Here is a 16,034-nt window from a genome sequence, read left to right as displayed (position 1 = left end):
TTGAATTAAAGGTCCTTCTCTAGCCTATGTAGCGGCAGTCCATGTGGTGCGCAAAACAAAAAGCCCTTTTAGAAAAGGGCTTTATACAATCCGTTAGACAGCGCTGCGAACTCCTCAATAGACAGGGATTCACCTCGGCGCTTGCCGTCAATATTTGTTTCTTCCAGCACTTGCTCAATCGTTGATTTTTGTGCTTTTCCTTCAGGCAGGTTGTTGACTAAGTTATTGAGCAGCGTTTTACGGCGCTGAGCAAAGCTTGCCTTGATTAACTGAAAGAAAAAGGCTTCGTTTTCCACGTCCACTGCCGGTCCGTCGCGGAGAATCAGCCGAATGACTGCGGAATCTACGTTAGGCTGAGGAACAAACACGGTTTTCGGAACGATCATCACCGTTTTGGCTTCTGTATAAAATTGCACCGCGATTGAAAGTGAACCGTATTCCTTAGATGAAGGGTCTGCCGCCATGCGCTCAGCCACTTCTTTTTGCAGCATGACCACAATCCCTTTAAGCGGAAGATGTTCTTCAAGCAGTTTCATGATAATCGGCGTTGTCACATAATAAGGAAGGTTGGCTACTACCATGATCTCATCACAGTCTTGAAATTGTTCTTCAATGACCGACTTGACTTCAGCCTTTAATACATCCTGATGAATGACAGTGACATTGTCGTAAGGAGATAGCGTATCTTTCAGGATCGGTAATAATCGCTGGTCAATTTCAAATGCCACGACCTTTTTCGCCCGCTTGGCGAGTTGTTCGGTCAAAGCCCCGATTCCCGGGCCGATTTCAATGACACCTGTTTTCTCCGTCACTTCCGCGTGATCGACAATTCTGTCTAAAATGTTCGTATCAATTAAGAAATTCTGTCCTAAGCTCTTTTTAAAAGAAAAACCGTATTTTTTCAGTATCTCTTTCGTTCTAATCGGTGTCGCAATGTCTTTATTCATTCTGTTCCTCCCGCATAACGGTATCGAGCGCACTCATAAAATCACTTTTTTTAATTTGAAACATTTGCAGCCGTTTTTGAAGCTGTTTGCCATTGGTATAGCCGATTTTCAATAAATCACCCAATCGTTCACGGCGGCGTTTGGCTGCAGATCCGCCAATCAGTCCGGCATGAATCAGATCCTCAGCTGAAATATCACTCGGCTGCGCTTCCATCTCTTCGTGCACGTTTTCTAAACATGCCCTAATGCTTTCAATCGATGCGTGCTCCACACCAATTCCCCGCTTGTTTTTAGGTTTGGCAAGATGCTTTGGCAAAAAAGCATGCTTACAGCCGGGTACAGCCTCAGAAATGGTTTTGCGGATCTTCTCTCCCGGGAAGTCCGGATCCGTCAAAATGATGACGCCTCTGGTCTTCTGGGCCAAACGGATTTGGTCAATCACACGATCATCGATGGCTGAACCATTTGTTTCAATTGTGTCTGCATCAACAGCCAATTTGATGCGGGCCGTATCGTCACGCCCCTCGACCACAATGATCTCTTTAATTTTCATTATTTCCTCCAAGGTAAAATAAAAACTTTTGTATATTCATGAAACTTTTTCTTATGTCGAGCGTCTAATAAGCAGAAAATACACTTTGTCTATTATAACGAAAAAAACAGAGGGCGCAAAACCCTCTGAATACATAAGTATATATTAATTTAAGATTTTAATTTTGACTGTTTTATTTCCCCATCGGTACGCCGATGATTTTTCTGGGAAAAAGACGTCTATTTTGTTCCCTTTAATCGCTGAACCAGTATCTGCAGCAATGGCATATCCATAGCCTTCAACGTGAACTTTGGAGCCTAGCGGAATAACATTTGGATCTACAGCGATAACTTTCGCATTCGGATTATTTTTCAAATTGACGCCTGTAGCTGTATGTCCTGAACAACCGCTGCAGCTTGCTGTATAAGCCGTAGATGATACAGTCATAACTTTGCCTGTTGATTCATTGCTGCGGGACACGACTGTTTTTGAATCACCGGAAGCACTGACCTTTTCAATCTTTGGACTGCTTTGCTTTGTGCCGACAGCAACCACCTTATCTTTGCTTTGTTCAGCAGTTTCTTCTTTTACAAGCTCTCTGGACACTTCTTTGCCGTTTTCTTTAACGACTTCGAAATGTTTTTTAAGCTTGCCTTCTTTTCCTTTTTGGACGACCTTTTCTATCCCTTTTTCAAGAGAAGCGTCTTCTTGCTTTTTCACATCGAACGCGATTTTCTCTTCAACTACATCGGTGACCTTTTCGATACGAGTAATTGTAATATCAGCCTTTCCTTTCGTCAGCTTTGCATCTAACGCAGGCTTGATTTCATCTTCGTCTTTTATGTTCATCTTTTGCTGTTTTAAAAAGTCAGCGACCGTAGTCGAAGTCGTCCAGATCTTCTTTTGTTTTCCTGCATCATTCACAGTAACCTGAAATGCGGGTTCTATGTTAATCTTCATGTCTTTCGAAATATCTGTATCTATTGCGGGATCAATTTGATCGTGTTCTTTTACATCAACATCTTTTTCGTCCAGTAATGCACCGACCGTTTTTGCTGTTGACCATAATGTCTTTTCTTCCCCGTTTATTGTAAGCTTCACAGGTTTTGCAGCCTCGTACACAACGTCCATATCTGCTGTTATATTTGTCTGTTTAGCAGGTGTGATCTTGTCTTCGTCTCTTGTCTTTATATCAAGCGTCTCTAAAAGATCACCGACCGTTTTTGCATGTGTGCGTATATGTTTCTTTTTGCCATTGATAGAAACTGAGACTGATTGTTTTGTCAGCTCATGAGCCGCATACGCAGTCCCGCTTCCTGCCAATAGCAAACAAGCAGCAACCAGAATGACTTTGCTTTTGCTAAGCTTTACGGAAAACAGCTTTTTCATTTTTTGTATGATGAAAAACGCCTCCTTCTCCTCGGAGAGATTATATAGAGTATCTAAAAGGCTGTCAACCCTCCCTTCTCTTTCTCCCAAAAGCTCAGTGTCTTCTTCATTATCCTGAAATACAATGAGAAACGGAAGAAAGACTTGTCGACAAACCTATCCTATGAGGAAAAGAAAGCATGTAGAACTTTTATAGAAAAACGCTGTAAGGGACAAGCTCTTACAAAAACCGCTAGCGTTTTTTGTCAGTTTATACGGAAAAGTCTTTTTGCATTTTCAGTCGTGATTGATGCAATCTCTTCGAAGGTCATTCCTTTTAATTCAGCAATTTGCTCTGCCACATATTTCACATAGCTTGGCTCATTTCTTTTCCCGCGAAAAGGATGAGGTGTGAGAAATGGACAGTCAGTTTCAATCAGCAAACGATCATTTGGTATTTCCTTCACAACTTCCTTCGGCTTCTTCGCATTTTTAAATGTCACCGGTCCCCCAAATGATAAATAAAAATTCATTTTCATGCATTCTCTTGCCACTTCCGTACTTCCTGTAAAGCAGTGCATGATTCCGCCCACGGCTTCTGCGCCTTCCTCTTTTAAAATCGTCACGACATCCTCCGTTGCATCACGGTTATGAATGATAATAGGCAGATTGACCTCTTTTGCTAAGGCGATTTGTTTTCTAAACACCTCTTTTTGAACATCTTTAGGAGATTTATCCCAATGATAATCCAGTCCCATTTCACCTATCGCTACCACTTTTTCATGAGCAGAGAGCTCTTTAATCCATGCTAAATCTTCTTCTGTCATGTCAATCGCGTCAACAGGGTGCCAGCCGATGGCTGCATAAATAAAATCATATTCCTCAATCATTTCCATCGCACGGGTAATGGTCGGTCGGTCAAAACCAACTACGACTATTCGTTCTACTTTTTCAGATTTTGCCCGCTCAATAACCTCTTCCAGATCAGTATCATATTGTTCTGCATTTAAATGTGCATGTGTGTCAAACAACATAAGCGAAAAACTCCTTTCTTGTCGAAACACAAAAGGTGTTCGACGAATTGTTACACGTGAAACACCTTTTGTTTGTCATTATTTAATTCTTGTGCCTTTCGGTAACGACTGATCGATAGATACGACTTTTAATACGCCGTCTGCCTCCCCAGCAAGGATCATACCTTGAGAAAGCTCTCCTCTCAGCTTAACCGGTTTTAGATTTGTTACACATACGAGTTTTTTCCCAACAAGCTCTTCAGGCGTATAATGCTTCGCAATACCGGATACGACTTGGCGTTTTTCAAAACCAAGATCCAGCTGCAGCTTCAATAATCGGTCTGCTTTTTTCACCGGCTCTGCTTCGATGACCTCTGCCACGCGAAGTTCTACATCCATGAATTGATCGATCGTGATTTCAGGTAAGCGATCAACCTCTTGCGGCTCTTCTTCTTTTGTTTCTTCTTTAGCTGGCGCTGAGCCCTGCATTTTCCCTTTGATGTAAGCAATTTCTTCTTCTGCCTCTAAACGAGGGAACAAAGGCTCGCCTTTTTGTACTTTTGTATCTTTCAGCTGGCCGAAAGCTGTAATGCTGTCCCAAGCTTTTAAAGCTTCATCAGTAATGCCCAGCTGCTCGAACATTTTTTCCGGTGTCTTTGTTAAGAACGGCTGAAGCAACACAGCTGAAATACGCAATGATTCAGCCAGATGATACATAACTGATTGCAGTTCTTCTTCTTTTGCCGGATCCTTCGCAAGCACCCATGGAGCTGTCTCATCAATGTATTTATTTGTGCGGCTGATGAGCTGCCATAATGTTGAAAGAGCTACCGAGAACTCCATGTTTTCCATTGCTTTCTCGTAAGCCTTCACTGTTTCTTCAGCAACTGAAGTGAGCGTTTGATCAAATTCCGTTACGGCACCTTTGTAAGAACCGATTTGTCCGTCAAAATACTTATTGATCATTGCAACCGTACGATTCAATAGGTTTCCTAAATCATTCGCTAAATCATAGTTAATCCGCTCAACAAAACCTTCCGGCGTGAAGACACCGTCAGATCCAAACGGCACTTCGCGAAGCAGGTAATAACGAAGTTCGTCTAAACCGTAGCGTTCAATTAATGTAACGGGATCTACAACGTTCCCTTTTGATTTCGACATTTTTCCGTCTTTCATTAAAAGCCAGCCATGCGCGAATACTTGCTTCGGCAGCGGCAGATCAAGAGCCATCAGCATAATTGGCCAGTAAATGGTATGGAATCGCACAATCTCCTTACCGACTAAATGAACATCGGCAGGCCAATATTTTTGATAAAGCTCATCATTTTCTGTATCATAGCCGAGTGCTGTTAAATAGTTAAATAGCGCGTCGATCCAAACATATACAACGTGCTTTGGATTTTCCGGCACCTTCACGCCCCAGTCAAAAGTGGTACGCGATACAGCCAAATCCTCAAGTCCAGGCTTGATAAAGTTGTTAATCATTTCGTTTTTGCGTGATTCCGGCTGGATGAATGTTGGGTTTTCTTCATAATATTTCAGAAGACGATCCGCGTATTTTCCCATACGGAAGAAATATGATTCCTCTTTGATCAATTCAACTGGGTGTCCGCTGTCAGGGCTTTTTCCGCCGATGACCTCTCCCTTTTCATTCCGCTCGATATCAACCAGCTGAGTTTCCGTGTAGAACGTTTCATCTGGGATACTATACCAGCCTTCATATTCATCAAGATAGATGTCCCCGTTATCAAGAAGCTTTTGAAACACCTTTTCAATCACAACTTTATGCCGTTTTTCAGTTGTACGGATAAAGTCGTCGTTTGAGATTTCAAGCTGTTTCCACAGTTTCTGAATATCTGCCGCTGCGCGATCCACATACTCCTGAGGTGTAATGTTTTCCTGCTCAGCTTTTTGCTGAATCTTTTGTCCATGCTCGTCCGTTCCCGTTAAATAGCGAACATCGAACCCTTTTAATCTTTTGTAGCGTGCCATTGCATCTCCCGCGACTGTCGTATATGCATGGCCGATATGTAATTTTCCGCTCGGATAATAAATCGGTGTTGTAATATAAAATGTATTGTTTTCTTGCGGCATCTTGAAACCTCCCAATCAGAATGTCAAAAAGCTCCCGCCCAAAGGACGAGAGCGGCGATAAGTGCAAATCATATATGATTATTATTTATATTTATCCTTTATCTATGATACCATCTTAGCCTTTAAGATCAAGAATATATACGTATGCCCTGAAAAAGAATAATTAAAATTAAAAATCTTTAATGAAAATAAAAAAAGTCTATTTATGTCGAATTTTGTCGTATATAATCAAATGAAATAAAAAACCTTGGTTCGAAAGTCTTGATTTAAAAGGAGTTTTAGTAGGATTATAGCTTTATTAAAAATTTATAAAATGCTGTTATTCCAGTAGTTTTCGAGACATTACTGACTATAAGAACTAATTCTTACAATCAATAGTAAACAAAATGATTGACGATTATTGGAAACCTTGTTATGCTATGAAGGTAAGGATTTTGTCGAATAATGACGAAGAAAAATATAATTTAAACAAATAATTATCTCTTGGGAGGAGAATGTTTATGAAATCTACTGGTATTGTACGTAAAGTTGATGAATTAGGACGTGTAGTTATTCCTATCGAATTGCGTCGTACTCTTGGAATCGCAGAAAAAGATGCTCTTGAAATTTATGTTGATGATGAAAAAATCATCCTTAAAAAATATAAACCAAACATGACTTGCCAAGTAACTGGTGAAGTTTCTGATGATAACCTTAAACTTGCAGGCGGTAAATTGGTTCTTAGTAAAGAAGGCGCTGAGCAAATTATCAGCGAAATCCAAAACCAACTTCAAAACCTTAAATAATCATTTCTTTTACAAAAAACGTTCTTGTTATGACACAAGAACGTTTTTTTATTGCTGAATATGGTAAGCATCGTACACTTCACGCTTTGGGACATTGCGATCGACTGCTGCTTTTTTAATAGCTTCTTTAGAAGTAGCGCCTTTCGAGATGTAATGCTCGACATGTTCTTTCGCGGTGAGGGTTTCCCACCATTGTGCTTCCTCATCTGATTCCTCTGCTTTACTTCCCTCTACGACAAGACAAAACTCACCACGTATCTGGTCTTCGTTTGCCCATTCGATGACTTCGGATATCGAGCCTCTGATAAACTCTTCATATTTCTTAGTGAGTTCGCGTGTTACAGCCATTTCCCGATCTCCTAATATCTCTGCCATCGCTGACAAGGTTTCCTTCAATCGGTGAGGCGCTTCATAAAAGATAATTGTTTCTCTCCGTTTTTTAAGAGCTTCAAGTTCCTTCTTCTTTTCTTTTTTCTGCCTGTTAAGAAAACCGTAAAAGAAGAAAGGCTGTGGTACAATTCCTGAAGCGATTAGGGCTGTTAATGCAGCATTTGCTCCCGGCAGCGGAACGACATAACCGCCTAACTCCGTGAAATCCTTCACGATTTCCGCTCCAGGATCAGAAATCGTCGGCAGCCCGGCGTCACTGACAAGGGCAATGTTTTTTCCCGATTTCAGCCATTCAATGATTTTGTGGCCGCTGCTTTCCTTATTATGTTCGTGATAACTAACAAGTGGTGTTTCAATTTCGTATACATGACAAAGCTTTTTCGTTTGTCTCGTATCTTCCGCAGCAATCGCATCCACTGATTTCAGCGTGTCGATCGCCCGGAATGTCATATCCTCTAAATTTCCGATTGGGGTTGGGACCAAATATAGAATCCCCATGTCCGACTTTCCATTAAAGCTCATTTGGCGCCTTAACATATACAGCCTCCTTGCTGTTCCGCTTTTCTTCTATATAAAGCTCTTTTTTCTTTCGAGTCAGTTTTTTGAAATAATATTCCGCCTGCATGGCTTCCCGTTTCGTTGTGAAAGCTTCGGCAAAAATCAATTCAACCGGACGTCTTACTTTTGTATACTTTGCGCCCTTACCATCATTATGTGTTTTTACTCGTTTCTGCAGATCGTTGGTATACCCGGCATACCAGCTATTGTCCTTACATTTCACGACGTAGAAGAAATGGTTATTTGTCTCCATATAAAATGGTCCTGATTTCTTTTGTATATTCATTTTGTTCGTCATAAACGAACAAAGGGGGAAGAATTTTTAAATCCGGACGTCCGCCTTTGATGCCTTCAACCAAGATGGTATTGGCTTCTTTCCCTTGTTTCGGGTAGACAAATTGCACACGCTTCGGTTCGATTTGATAAGCCTTCATCAGTTCAAAAATCTCCAAAAGCCGTCCCGGCCGGTGAACAAGGGCTGCCTTTCCTCCTTGCTTGAGCAGCTTGCTGCTGACTGAAATGACATCCTCCAGTGTGCAGTGAATTTCATGTCTGGCGATTCTGAGATGCTCATTCATATTTTGCTCAGTTTGCTTCGGCGTTTTAAAATACGGCGGATTGCAGGTGACAACATCATATCGATTATGTCCCAGCTTTTCCGGCATGTTTTTCAGATCATCATGTATGATCTGAATCTGATCCCGCAGCTTATTATACTCCACACTGCGAACAGCCATATCATGAAGTCTTTCTTGAATTTCAACTCCAAGAATGTCTGCTTTTGATCTTGTGCTGAGCAGCAGCGGCACAATGCCATTGCCGGTGCACAAATCAACGATTTTTCCTTTTTGAATCGGAACGTACGCAAATTTGGACAGAAGCACAGCGTCCAATGAAAAAGCAAACACTGTTGGACTTTGTATGATTTTCATGTCCTCTGCGAGCAAATAATCTAATCTTTCATCATCACGTAATGAAACCATCTTCTTATCCTTTCAGTACCTTTGAAAAAGGCTCCCGTCTTATGCGGAAGCCTTTTCCTTATTTTTTATTTAAGAATGACAGACAGAAAAGACAATCTTCTTTTCGAACGCTTCCATAGTGGACATTGCAGATATGAAATCCTTCTTGATACAGACGTGCCAGATTATCATACCCTTCCCCTATATCAGTTTGCTCTGTCTTCTGTGTTTTTGATTCTTTTTTATCAGCTTTGAACTTTTCAATCTGCTGCGTCGTATCGTCCAGCCGTTTGCGCAAATGCTTGTTTTCAAGCTGTAAATGATGATTTTCTTCAATCATCTCACCGATATGCTGCTTCAAATCCCCCAGCTGCCGGTACAGTGAGCCAATTTGTTCTTCTAAGTTAATGACTGTATCAAATAACTCTTTTTTATCCAAGGTTCCACACCTCGTTAATCTGTGGTTTGTGCGGATACGACGCCCTCTTCCAAGAGCTCTTCCCAAGTATATTCTATCACTTTTTCACGGTTTATCAGTTCCACCTGAAGCACCCGTTCCAGAATATTTAGTCCAACGACCTTCGCGGGGCCGTTTGCTGTCGTAATCATTTCTCCAATATCCGGAAGCTGCTCTTTTGCCGTCTCATACTCATCGTTCTCATATTTTAGACAGCACATCAAACGTCCGCAAAGACCTGAAATCTTCGTTGGATTTAAAGACAAGTTCTGATCCTTGGCCATTTTAATGGAAACGGGTTCAAAATCTCCAAGAAACGTTGAACAGCAAAGCATTCTTCCGCAAGGACCGATTCCTCCGAGCATTTTCGCCTCATCCCTTACTCCAATTTGGCGCAGCTCAATTCTTGTTTTAAAGATAGAAGCCAAATCCTTTACAAGCTCTCTAAAGTCTACTCGGCCGTCAGCAGTGAAGTAAAAAATAACTTTATTGCGGTCAAACGTAAATTCGACATCGACCAGCTTCATATCCAAGCCATGTTCAACCACTTTCTTTTGGCAGATATCAAATGCTGATAAAGCTTCCTGTTTATTTTCTTCTACGATGAGAAGATCGCGTTCGTCAGCCACACGTATCACTTTTCGAAGGGGCAGCACGACATCATGCTCATCCACCTGTTTATTCGCAATCACGACCTGACCGTACTCAACGCCTCTGACAGTTTCTACAATTACGCAGCTGTCATGTTCTATATGAAATCCATTTGGATCAAAATAATATATTTTACCCGCTTTCTTAAAGCGGACTCCAATTACATTGTACAAGCTTATCCCTCCTGCAACATTAACACCAAGTGCTCCATTAATCCTTGTACATTCACATTGGAATGAAGCCGTTTCTTTGCTTCTAAAACAGCAAGAATTTGATTCGTAACGCTTTGTTGTGTTGATTGTAGCGCATGCTGTTTTATTGATTGGAATAAGTCTTGATAAATCAATTTATCTTCATTTCCTATTTGGATGGACAACACATCACGATATATCAATAAGAGCATATCAAGACCCATTTCTTGATGGGTTTTTTCTTTGAAAAAGGGCATCCATTGATCTTGAATAAAGAAAAAAGCATGTCCTTTCCGCTGGTGTAGGACTTCATATAATTTTATCACTTTCGCTCTAGACTCTGCAAACTCATCATTTCGACTTAATTCGACTGCTTCCGCTACATTGTTGGTCATGTTGGCCAGAAGCCTTGCCATATGAGGCGAAACGTCCTGTTCGATTAATCTGTCTTCAATTGCTTTAGGCTGCAAAGGCTGAAAAGGAAGGGTTTGGCATCTTGAAATGATGGTATCCAATAACCTTTGGGGCTGCTCAGTGATGAGGATGGCCATTGTGTCTTTATTCGGTTCTTCTAAAAATTTCAGCAGGCTGTTCGCTGCATTTGCTGTCATTTGATCTGCGTGCGAAATAATATACAGCTTTTTATGCGATTCAAGCCCCGTCTTAGAAAACTCTTCTTGCAGCGCTTGAATTTGCGCCTTTTTGATCGACAAACCATCAGGCTGAACAAGATGGAGATCAGGGTGGTTCCCTGACTCTATCCGTTTACAGTTTCGGCAGCTCTCACAAGGCTCCGCGCCGTCCTCCAGGCAAAAAAAGCTTTTCGCAAGAAGCATCGCAGCATCAAGCTTTCCTGTTCCTTTTTTCCCCTCAAACAAATAAGCGTGTGATAATCTGTCCTTCTCAATACTATTATATAAAAGCTTCATCACTCTGGGCTGAAGCTCGGTCATTTCCTTCCAGGATATTGCCATTGTATCACTCTCTATGTGTAAAGGTTAATCAATAAACCTTTTATTTCGCCAATACGCTCCAGCAAATCAATTGCCGGTTTTTCCTGATCCATCATTTCTTCCGTAAGCTGTATCAATTTGTCATCTATTTCTTTCACAAGTCCCAGCGTTCTGCTGTTTCCGTACAGATCAAAGCTTTTCGACGTTTCATGTGAAAGACCGCTGTCTACAGCTTCTTTGACAAAACGTTTCACAAGTCCTTTAAATCTGGCTAAGTCTTTAAAATTCCGGGATTTCGTCAGTCTTTTTCCAAACGCTTCTATATCCGATAACAGCCTGGTGAGCTGATCAAATTTCAATTTGCTGCTTTGGTTTTCCATTGATGTTTTAAACGACGTTGTGATCTCAGATGTTTTCACAGAAGGAAGCTGCTTATTATCTATAAATGTACGTATATCTTTATTAATTTTCACAGTTTCAAATCCTTAAAATTGATGAAATTCATCGACTGGAAGGACAAATACTGTCGCTCCGCCAACTTCAACTTCGACTGGATAAGGGACATATGAATCAGCATTTCCGCCCATTGGAGATACAGGGGCAATCATCTGATCACGTTTCTGTCCGTTTTCTTTAATGAGACTCAATGCTTTATCGACGCGTATATCCTCGACACCAATCATAAACGTTGTATTGCCTGATTTAAGAAATCCTCCCGTCGTCGCAAGCTTTGTGACTCTAAAGTTGTGATCCGTTAAGGTTTTCAAAAGTCTGTTGCTGTCCTGATCCTGTACAACTGCCACTATCAATTTCATCTGTGAAGGCCTCCTTTAGATTGGAAACAACAATGATCTCGTTTACATTATTATATCAACTATTGGGAAACAGGTCACAATTGAATTTTTTTCAACGCTTCATTGATAACCTTTAGAACGTCCTGAACGACGAGATCTTTGGATTGGCTGGCATCAATTGAGTGAAATCTTTTCGGGAATCGCTTCATCAGCTCTTGATAACCTTCCTGTACCTTTGTATGGAAGCTTAATTTTTCTAAATCGAGCCTGTTTTTCTCCCGCGAGCCGTTTGCGTGAATACGTTGCAGGCCTACTTCCGGATCAATTGAAAAATAAACCGTTACATGGGGCATCATATCTCCGATGGCAAACTGATTAATTGACAGAACCTCATCAATCCCAAGGCCTCTTGCGTATCCTTGGTATGCGAGCGAACTGTCTATGAATCTGTCACAAAGAACCACATGCCCCTGTTCCAATGCTGGTTTTACTTTTTCAACTAAATGCTGGCGTCTTGCAGCTGAATATAAGAGAGCTTCTGTTTTCGGGTCCATTAATGTGTTGTTCTCATTCAGAATAACCTCTCGAATTTGTTCTGCTATGTCTATGCCGCCCGGCTCTCGAGTTGCTGTAACCTGAAGGCCTTCTGCTGTCAGTATGTTTTTGATTTCCTGCAGAACAGTCGTTTTTCCCGCACCTTCAGGACCTTCGAATGTAATAAATAAACCGCTCATGATTTCTCCTCTTCTATATAAACAAGTAGTTGTTTCTCTTTGATTTTCATATTCCCTTGAACATGCGTTTTCATGCTGATCAAGCGGCTGAGCTTTTGCACACTTTCTTTCGTTATTCTTTCTCCCGCCATGATCATCGGGATCCCCGGAGGATAAGGGATGATATCCTCTGCATTCAGCCGGCCTGCTGCTTCATCAAAGTCCACATATTCTTTCTTGAACGTTTGTAAGACCTTTTTTTGATATGGCAAGACAGTAACAGGCTGCGCTCCCCATTCTGCAGAAACAAACATCTGATCCGGAGGCATTTTTTCAATCTCTTCATCAATGCTTTTAATCGTTTCAACGTTTATTCTGCGTTTTCCTCCCAATGGAAGAACGAGCAGTACTTGATTTTCATCAGCAAGCTCAGTGAATATGTTGACACGCTCTAATATGTTTTGCAGCGTATATCCAGAATGGCCCCGTTTTGAACGAATCGTGAGCTTCAACGGATCCGTTATTATCCGTGGGTCGGCCGGTTTGACAGCTTCTGCATTTGTAAGTGAATCAAACGTTTGTTTAAGTGATTGTATTCGCTGCAGAATGTCAGAAAGCTTTTGTTCTTCTATAATATGCTCCACATAAGCACGGGCAATGTCTAATGAAGCCATGATCGGATAAGACGGGCTGCTGCTTTGTAATCGGGTTAAATACTCTGCCACACGATCCCGATCAATTCTGCAGCTGCTGTTGAGGTGCAAATAAGAACCCATCGTCATGGCAGGCAGCGTTTTATGAGCCGACTGAACAACAATATCTGCCCCCATTTTTAAAGCTGAGACCGGAAAAGGTTCCCCCAAAACAAAATGTGCGCCATGCGCTTCATCCACCAAAACAGGAATCCCGTAACGATGGGCCTCTGAAATAATTTCGGTTAAATCAGCACTATGCCCGTAATATGTCGGATTGGTCAGCACCAAGCCTTTCGCATCTGGATATGCTGCCAAGGCTTCTTTAATTGTATCAAGCGGAACATGCGTAGGCACATGCAACGCTGCATCAATGTCAGGTGCGAGATAAACCGGCTCAGCACCAGCCAAATCAACAGCATGAAATACAGATTTATGACAGTTTCTTTGAACTAAAATTGTATCGCCCGGTTCACAAACAGATAAAATCATTGCTAAGTTCCCGACAGTCGTACCATTCACCAGAAAAAAACTTTCCGCCGATCCATATAATTGACTGACAAGCTCTTGAGCCTCCTTAATCACCCCAGTAGGATGATGGAGATCGTCCAATCCTGCCAGTTCAGTTACATCAATGGTGAGAAGCGGATTGAATATCGACTTAGCGTCATCAAAAAAGACATCTCCATTGTGATGTCCCGGAACATGAAATGAATGAGAATTTCTTCTCGCATGCTGAATCAATGCTTTATATAAAGGTGTGTTCATTAAAACAATCCTTTGAATGTGTCTTCTTATACTTTATTATATCGTGCCTCTCACAGAACTTAAAGCTAGACTTACTGGTAACTATCTTTCCTTTATTGTAAGCAGCTTTTGCTTCAGATCGCCTTCCATCATCATGAGCTCTTCTTCTGCCTGACGGCGTTTGATTCGTCCTTCTTCTTGTATCGTCAGCGTTTCTTCAAGCGTGCTGATTAAGCTTTCCTGCACCTTTTTTAAAGTATCGATATCAACAAGGCTTCGTTCATTCGCCCGCACAGTTTCAATTGTATTGGTTTTCAACAGATCAGCGTTTTTCAGTAAAAGCTCGTTGGTTGTATCAGCTACTTTTTGCTGTGCATCTACTGCATTGCGCTGCCTTAAAAGCGTCAGCGCAATCGCTACTTGGTTTTTCCAAAGCGGAATCGCTGTCACAATGGATGACTGGATTTTTTCAGCTAACGCTTGGTTTGTATTCTGAATCAGCCTGATTTGCGGAGCGCTTTGGATTGTAATTTGCCTGCTCAGAAGCAAATCGTGCACCCTTTTATCTAACCGGTCAGCAAATTGAATAAAATCGTTTACTTCTTGAACGGCCATTTGGTTGTGCTCACTTGATTCGGCCTGTTGCTTTAGTTCAGGAATCGTTTTTGTTCTTAATTCCTCCAGCTTCAGTTCCCCTGCAGCAATATAAACATTCAGCGCGGTGAAATACTCTTTGTTTTTCTCATATAACTGCTCTAACAGCTTATTGTCACTGATTAAAGCATTTTTAGAATGCTCCAGCTTCAAGCTGATTCTGTCTATCTGTACACTTGTCTTTTGATATTTAGACAGCACCTCCTGAAGAGAATTCGATACTCTTCCAAACATGCGCGCCAAAAAACCCTTTTTCTTGGACTGAAGATCATCAGGATTTACCTGCTCCAGCTTTTTCATCAGCTCTCCAAGAATTTCGCCAATCTCTCCGACATCCTTCTTTTGAACATGATCAATCATGGTATGAGAAAAATTCAGCAGCTTAGACTGAGCTTGAGAGCCGTATAAAACAATGCTCTGCATGTTTTTATGATCGATCTGTCCAGCGAGCTGAATTGCCTTTTCCTTGTTTTCCTCAGGAAGAACATCAACAAGACGTACTTGCTGTTTCTCTGCTTTTACAGCCTCTGCCTTGGGTATCTCTATATCGCCAAAAGGGTCTGCCAATAATTCATCTATATGAAGGTCGCTTTGATCTCGGTTCATCGCTCTTACCCTCTTCCATTATTTCTTTAATGAATGCTTTGCTGCATCTAATTCAAATTGCAGGTCATCAATTTCATCACCCATTACTTGAGTTAAATCCTCCTCTACACGCTTTGTCAACTCAGCAAGTGTGATACGCGCCTCACTCAACGACATCGACAGTTCTTTGCTTTTTTTTGGATGAGATGATAGAAAGGCATACTTCTCTGTCAATTCAACAACCGAATCGAGAGTTTGATAAAAAAAGCGCTCGGCCTGATAAAACCGTTTTGGCTCTTTTTTGGTGAGAATATAAATCCTTCTGACAAGTCTCAGCATTTCTGCATTTTGTTTAAACGTTTGTATGCTCTTTGCCTGAAACAAAGCTTTCCGGAGGCGTATGATTTTCAGCCTTGCTTCCTCGAGATTTTTCTTAATGTAAGCATATTCTCTTCCTGTCAGCGCATGCTTTTTAAGAAACAACCGTCTGGTGTTCCAAATGCCAGCTGTATATACGACCACTCCTGAAGCGAGCCCATAAACAAAAGATAAAAAAAGCGACTGATTTAAACCGAAAAAGCTCAATATCCCTATGAAAACAAAAGTCGCACTGCTTGTTAAACTCCATATCAAAAAGTGAAGAAATCTCTGCATGAGATAATCGACTCCTGTGTATATACTCAGTTTTAATATTATTATCTACTACGTTCAATCCCTAAACAAGTTTCATCTTCTTTTTATTAACTCATTCCTTATGAAAGAATACAAAAAAAGACCTTTTCAGGTCTAAGAATATAATGGCGGTGTATGAATGCTCTTTAGTTTTTTTACGTAAAAGGCATAGTCAGGATCGGAAGTTGATGTAGAAATTACTTTTCTCTCACAATCTAAGCATATAAATTTCGTATAAAGATGAATGCCTCTACTCTTCTCTTGATCACAAATCAC

Annotated in this window: 19 protein-coding genes (1 of these 19 only partly in view); 1 reads left to right on the top strand and 18 read right to left on the bottom strand. The window is 41.2% G+C overall.

Annotated elements, in window-relative coordinates; translation table 11 throughout:
• Positions 1-68: 68 nt before the first annotated feature.
• From rsmA to metG, 5 genes are all read right to left on the bottom strand, one after another.
• On the bottom strand, positions 69-947 hold the full coding sequence (gene rsmA / locus M1M80_RS00270; protein ID WP_060397767.1) for a 16S rRNA (adenine(1518)-N(6)/adenine(1519)-N(6))-dimethyltransferase RsmA: 879 nt from the start codon (positions 945-947) through the stop codon (positions 69-71).
• Positions 940-1,500 carry a ribonuclease M5 gene (gene rnmV, locus M1M80_RS00265; RefSeq protein ID WP_060397766.1) on the bottom strand — a complete coding sequence of 187 codons (561 nt, stop codon included), beginning with the start codon at positions 1,498-1,500 and terminating at the stop codon, positions 940-942. The genes rsmA and rnmV overlap by 8 nt, the downstream gene beginning before the upstream one ends.
• Before the next feature lie 144 nt (positions 1,501-1,644).
• A complete protein-coding gene (locus M1M80_RS00260) occupies positions 1,645-2,958 on the bottom strand; it encodes a ubiquitin-like domain-containing protein (protein ID WP_060397765.1) in 1,314 nt (437 codons plus the stop codon).
• 155 nt (positions 2,959-3,113) lie between these two features.
• Positions 3,114-3,881 carry a TatD family hydrolase gene (locus M1M80_RS00255; RefSeq protein ID WP_060397764.1) on the bottom strand — a complete coding sequence of 256 codons (768 nt, stop codon included), beginning with the start codon at positions 3,879-3,881 and terminating at the stop codon, positions 3,114-3,116.
• 78 nt (positions 3,882-3,959) lie between these two features.
• On the bottom strand, positions 3,960-5,954 hold the full coding sequence (gene metG / locus M1M80_RS00250) for a methionine--tRNA ligase (protein WP_060397763.1): 1,995 nt from the start codon (positions 5,952-5,954) through the stop codon (positions 3,960-3,962).
• Between the two features lie 494 nt (positions 5,955-6,448).
• Between metG and abrB the strand changes: the two genes are divergently transcribed.
• On the top strand, positions 6,449-6,739 hold the full coding sequence (gene abrB, locus M1M80_RS00245; RefSeq protein ID WP_003226760.1) for a transition state genes transcriptional regulator AbrB: 291 nt from the start codon (positions 6,449-6,451) through the stop codon (positions 6,737-6,739).
• A 48-nt stretch (positions 6,740-6,787) separates the two neighbouring features.
• Here the strand turns inward: abrB and rsmI are convergent, their stop codons facing one another.
• The 13 genes from rsmI to csfB form a co-directional block, all read right to left on the bottom strand.
• Complete coding sequence (gene rsmI / locus M1M80_RS00240) at positions 6,788-7,666, bottom strand: 16S rRNA (cytidine(1402)-2'-O)-methyltransferase (protein WP_060397762.1); 879 nt, start codon at positions 7,664-7,666, stop codon at positions 6,788-6,790.
• Entirely contained in the window at positions 7,641-7,940 is a 300-nt protein-coding gene (locus M1M80_RS00235; protein ID WP_003242154.1) for a GIY-YIG nuclease family protein, read from the bottom strand. Before M1M80_RS00235 ends, rsmI begins: the two co-directional genes overlap by 26 nt.
• Positions 7,927-8,670: a tRNA1(Val) (adenine(37)-N6)-methyltransferase gene (locus M1M80_RS00230; RefSeq protein ID WP_060397761.1), complete on the bottom strand. Its 744-nt coding sequence runs from the start codon at positions 8,668-8,670 to the stop codon at positions 7,927-7,929. The genes M1M80_RS00235 and M1M80_RS00230 overlap by 14 nt, the downstream gene beginning before the upstream one ends.
• 58 nt (positions 8,671-8,728) lie before the next feature.
• Positions 8,729-9,088 (bottom strand): replication initiation-control protein YabA, encoded by a 360-nt coding sequence (yabA, locus tag M1M80_RS00225; protein ID WP_003218308.1) that lies wholly within the window; start codon positions 9,086-9,088, stop codon positions 8,729-8,731.
• A 14-nt stretch (positions 9,089-9,102) separates the two neighbouring features.
• Positions 9,103-9,930 (bottom strand): competence/sporulation regulator complex protein RicT, encoded by an 828-nt coding sequence (ricT, locus tag M1M80_RS00220; RefSeq protein WP_060397760.1) that lies wholly within the window; start codon positions 9,928-9,930, stop codon positions 9,103-9,105.
• 2 nt (positions 9,931-9,932) lie between these two features.
• Entirely contained in the window at positions 9,933-10,922 is a 990-nt protein-coding gene (gene holB, locus M1M80_RS00215) for a DNA polymerase III subunit delta' (RefSeq protein ID WP_084993281.1), read from the bottom strand.
• Positions 10,923-10,933: 11 nt separating this feature from the next.
• The gene (locus M1M80_RS00210) at positions 10,934-11,374 is read right to left on the bottom strand and encodes a YaaR family protein (protein WP_060397758.1); all 441 of its coding nucleotides are present in this window, start codon (positions 11,372-11,374) and stop codon (positions 10,934-10,936) included.
• A gap of 12 nt (positions 11,375-11,386) precedes the next feature.
• On the bottom strand, positions 11,387-11,716 hold the full coding sequence (darA, locus tag M1M80_RS00205) for a cyclic di-AMP receptor DarA (protein WP_003218295.1): 330 nt from the start codon (positions 11,714-11,716) through the stop codon (positions 11,387-11,389).
• Between the two features lie 74 nt (positions 11,717-11,790).
• Positions 11,791-12,429, bottom strand: coding sequence for a dTMP kinase (gene tmk, locus M1M80_RS00200; protein ID WP_060397757.1), 639 nt, complete (start codon positions 12,427-12,429; stop codon positions 11,791-11,793).
• A complete protein-coding gene (locus M1M80_RS00195; RefSeq protein ID WP_060397756.1) occupies positions 12,426-13,868 on the bottom strand; it encodes an aminotransferase class I/II-fold pyridoxal phosphate-dependent enzyme in 1,443 nt (480 codons plus the stop codon). The genes tmk and M1M80_RS00195 overlap by 4 nt, the downstream gene beginning before the upstream one ends.
• Positions 13,869-13,949: 81 nt before the next feature.
• On the bottom strand, positions 13,950-15,107 hold the full coding sequence (locus M1M80_RS00190; RefSeq protein ID WP_060397755.1) for a toxic anion resistance protein: 1,158 nt from the start codon (positions 15,105-15,107) through the stop codon (positions 13,950-13,952).
• An 18-nt stretch (positions 15,108-15,125) separates the two neighbouring features.
• Complete coding sequence (locus M1M80_RS00185; protein ID WP_060397754.1) at positions 15,126-15,740, bottom strand: 5-bromo-4-chloroindolyl phosphate hydrolysis family protein; 615 nt, start codon at positions 15,738-15,740, stop codon at positions 15,126-15,128.
• Between the two features lie 132 nt (positions 15,741-15,872).
• Positions 15,873-16,034, bottom strand: the 3' portion of a protein-coding gene (csfB, locus tag M1M80_RS00180) for an anti-sigma-G factor (RefSeq protein WP_032732378.1). The gene runs 33 nt beyond the window's last position; 162 of the gene's 195 nt are visible here — the last part of the coding sequence; its start codon lies off the right edge, out of view — the gene reads right to left on this strand; the stop codon is at positions 15,873-15,875.

Origin of the sequence: Bacillus inaquosorum, assembly GCF_023238325.1 — a bacterium.
In the GTDB taxonomy this organism is placed as follows: Bacteria; Bacillota; Bacilli; order Bacillales; family Bacillaceae; genus Bacillus; species Bacillus inaquosorum.
This window is presented reverse-complemented; position numbering and strand designations above follow the sequence as displayed.

Coding starts and splice junctions, on each gene's coding strand:
- rsmI (WP_060397762.1), bottom strand. CDS start 7,666: ATGTTAAGGCGCCAAATGAGCTTTAATGGAAAGTCGGACATGGGGATT.
- tmk (WP_060397757.1), bottom strand. CDS start 12,429: ATGAGCGGTTTATTTATTACATTCGAAGGTCCTGAAGGTGCGGGAAAA.
- darA (WP_003218295.1), bottom strand. CDS start 11,716: ATGAAATTGATAGTGGCAGTTGTACAGGATCAGGACAGCAACAGACTT.
- metG (WP_060397763.1), bottom strand. CDS start 5,954: ATGCCGCAAGAAAACAATACATTTTATATTACAACACCGATTTATTAT.
- M1M80_RS00185 (WP_060397754.1), bottom strand. CDS start 15,740: ATGCAGAGATTTCTTCACTTTTTGATATGGAGTTTAACAAGCAGTGCG.
- M1M80_RS00195 (WP_060397756.1), bottom strand. CDS start 13,868: ATGAACACACCTTTATATAAAGCATTGATTCAGCATGCGAGAAGAAAT.
- holB (WP_084993281.1), bottom strand. CDS start 10,922: ATGGCAATATCCTGGAAGGAAATGACCGAGCTTCAGCCCAGAGTGATG.
- abrB (WP_003226760.1), top strand. CDS start 6,449: ATGTTTATGAAATCTACTGGTATTGTACGTAAAGTTGATGAATTAGGA.
- rsmA (WP_060397767.1), bottom strand. CDS start 947: ATGAATAAAGACATTGCGACACCGATTAGAACGAAAGAGATACTGAAA.
- M1M80_RS00230 (WP_060397761.1), bottom strand. CDS start 8,670: ATGGTTTCATTACGTGATGATGAAAGATTAGATTATTTGCTCGCAGAG.
- M1M80_RS00235 (WP_003242154.1), bottom strand. CDS start 7,940: ATGGAGACAAATAACCATTTCTTCTACGTCGTGAAATGTAAGGACAAT.
- rnmV (WP_060397766.1), bottom strand. CDS start 1,500: ATGAAAATTAAAGAGATCATTGTGGTCGAGGGGCGTGACGATACGGCC.
- M1M80_RS00255 (WP_060397764.1), bottom strand. CDS start 3,881: ATGTTGTTTGACACACATGCACATTTAAATGCAGAACAATATGATACT.
- M1M80_RS00190 (WP_060397755.1), bottom strand. CDS start 15,107: ATGAACCGAGATCAAAGCGACCTTCATATAGATGAATTATTGGCAGAC.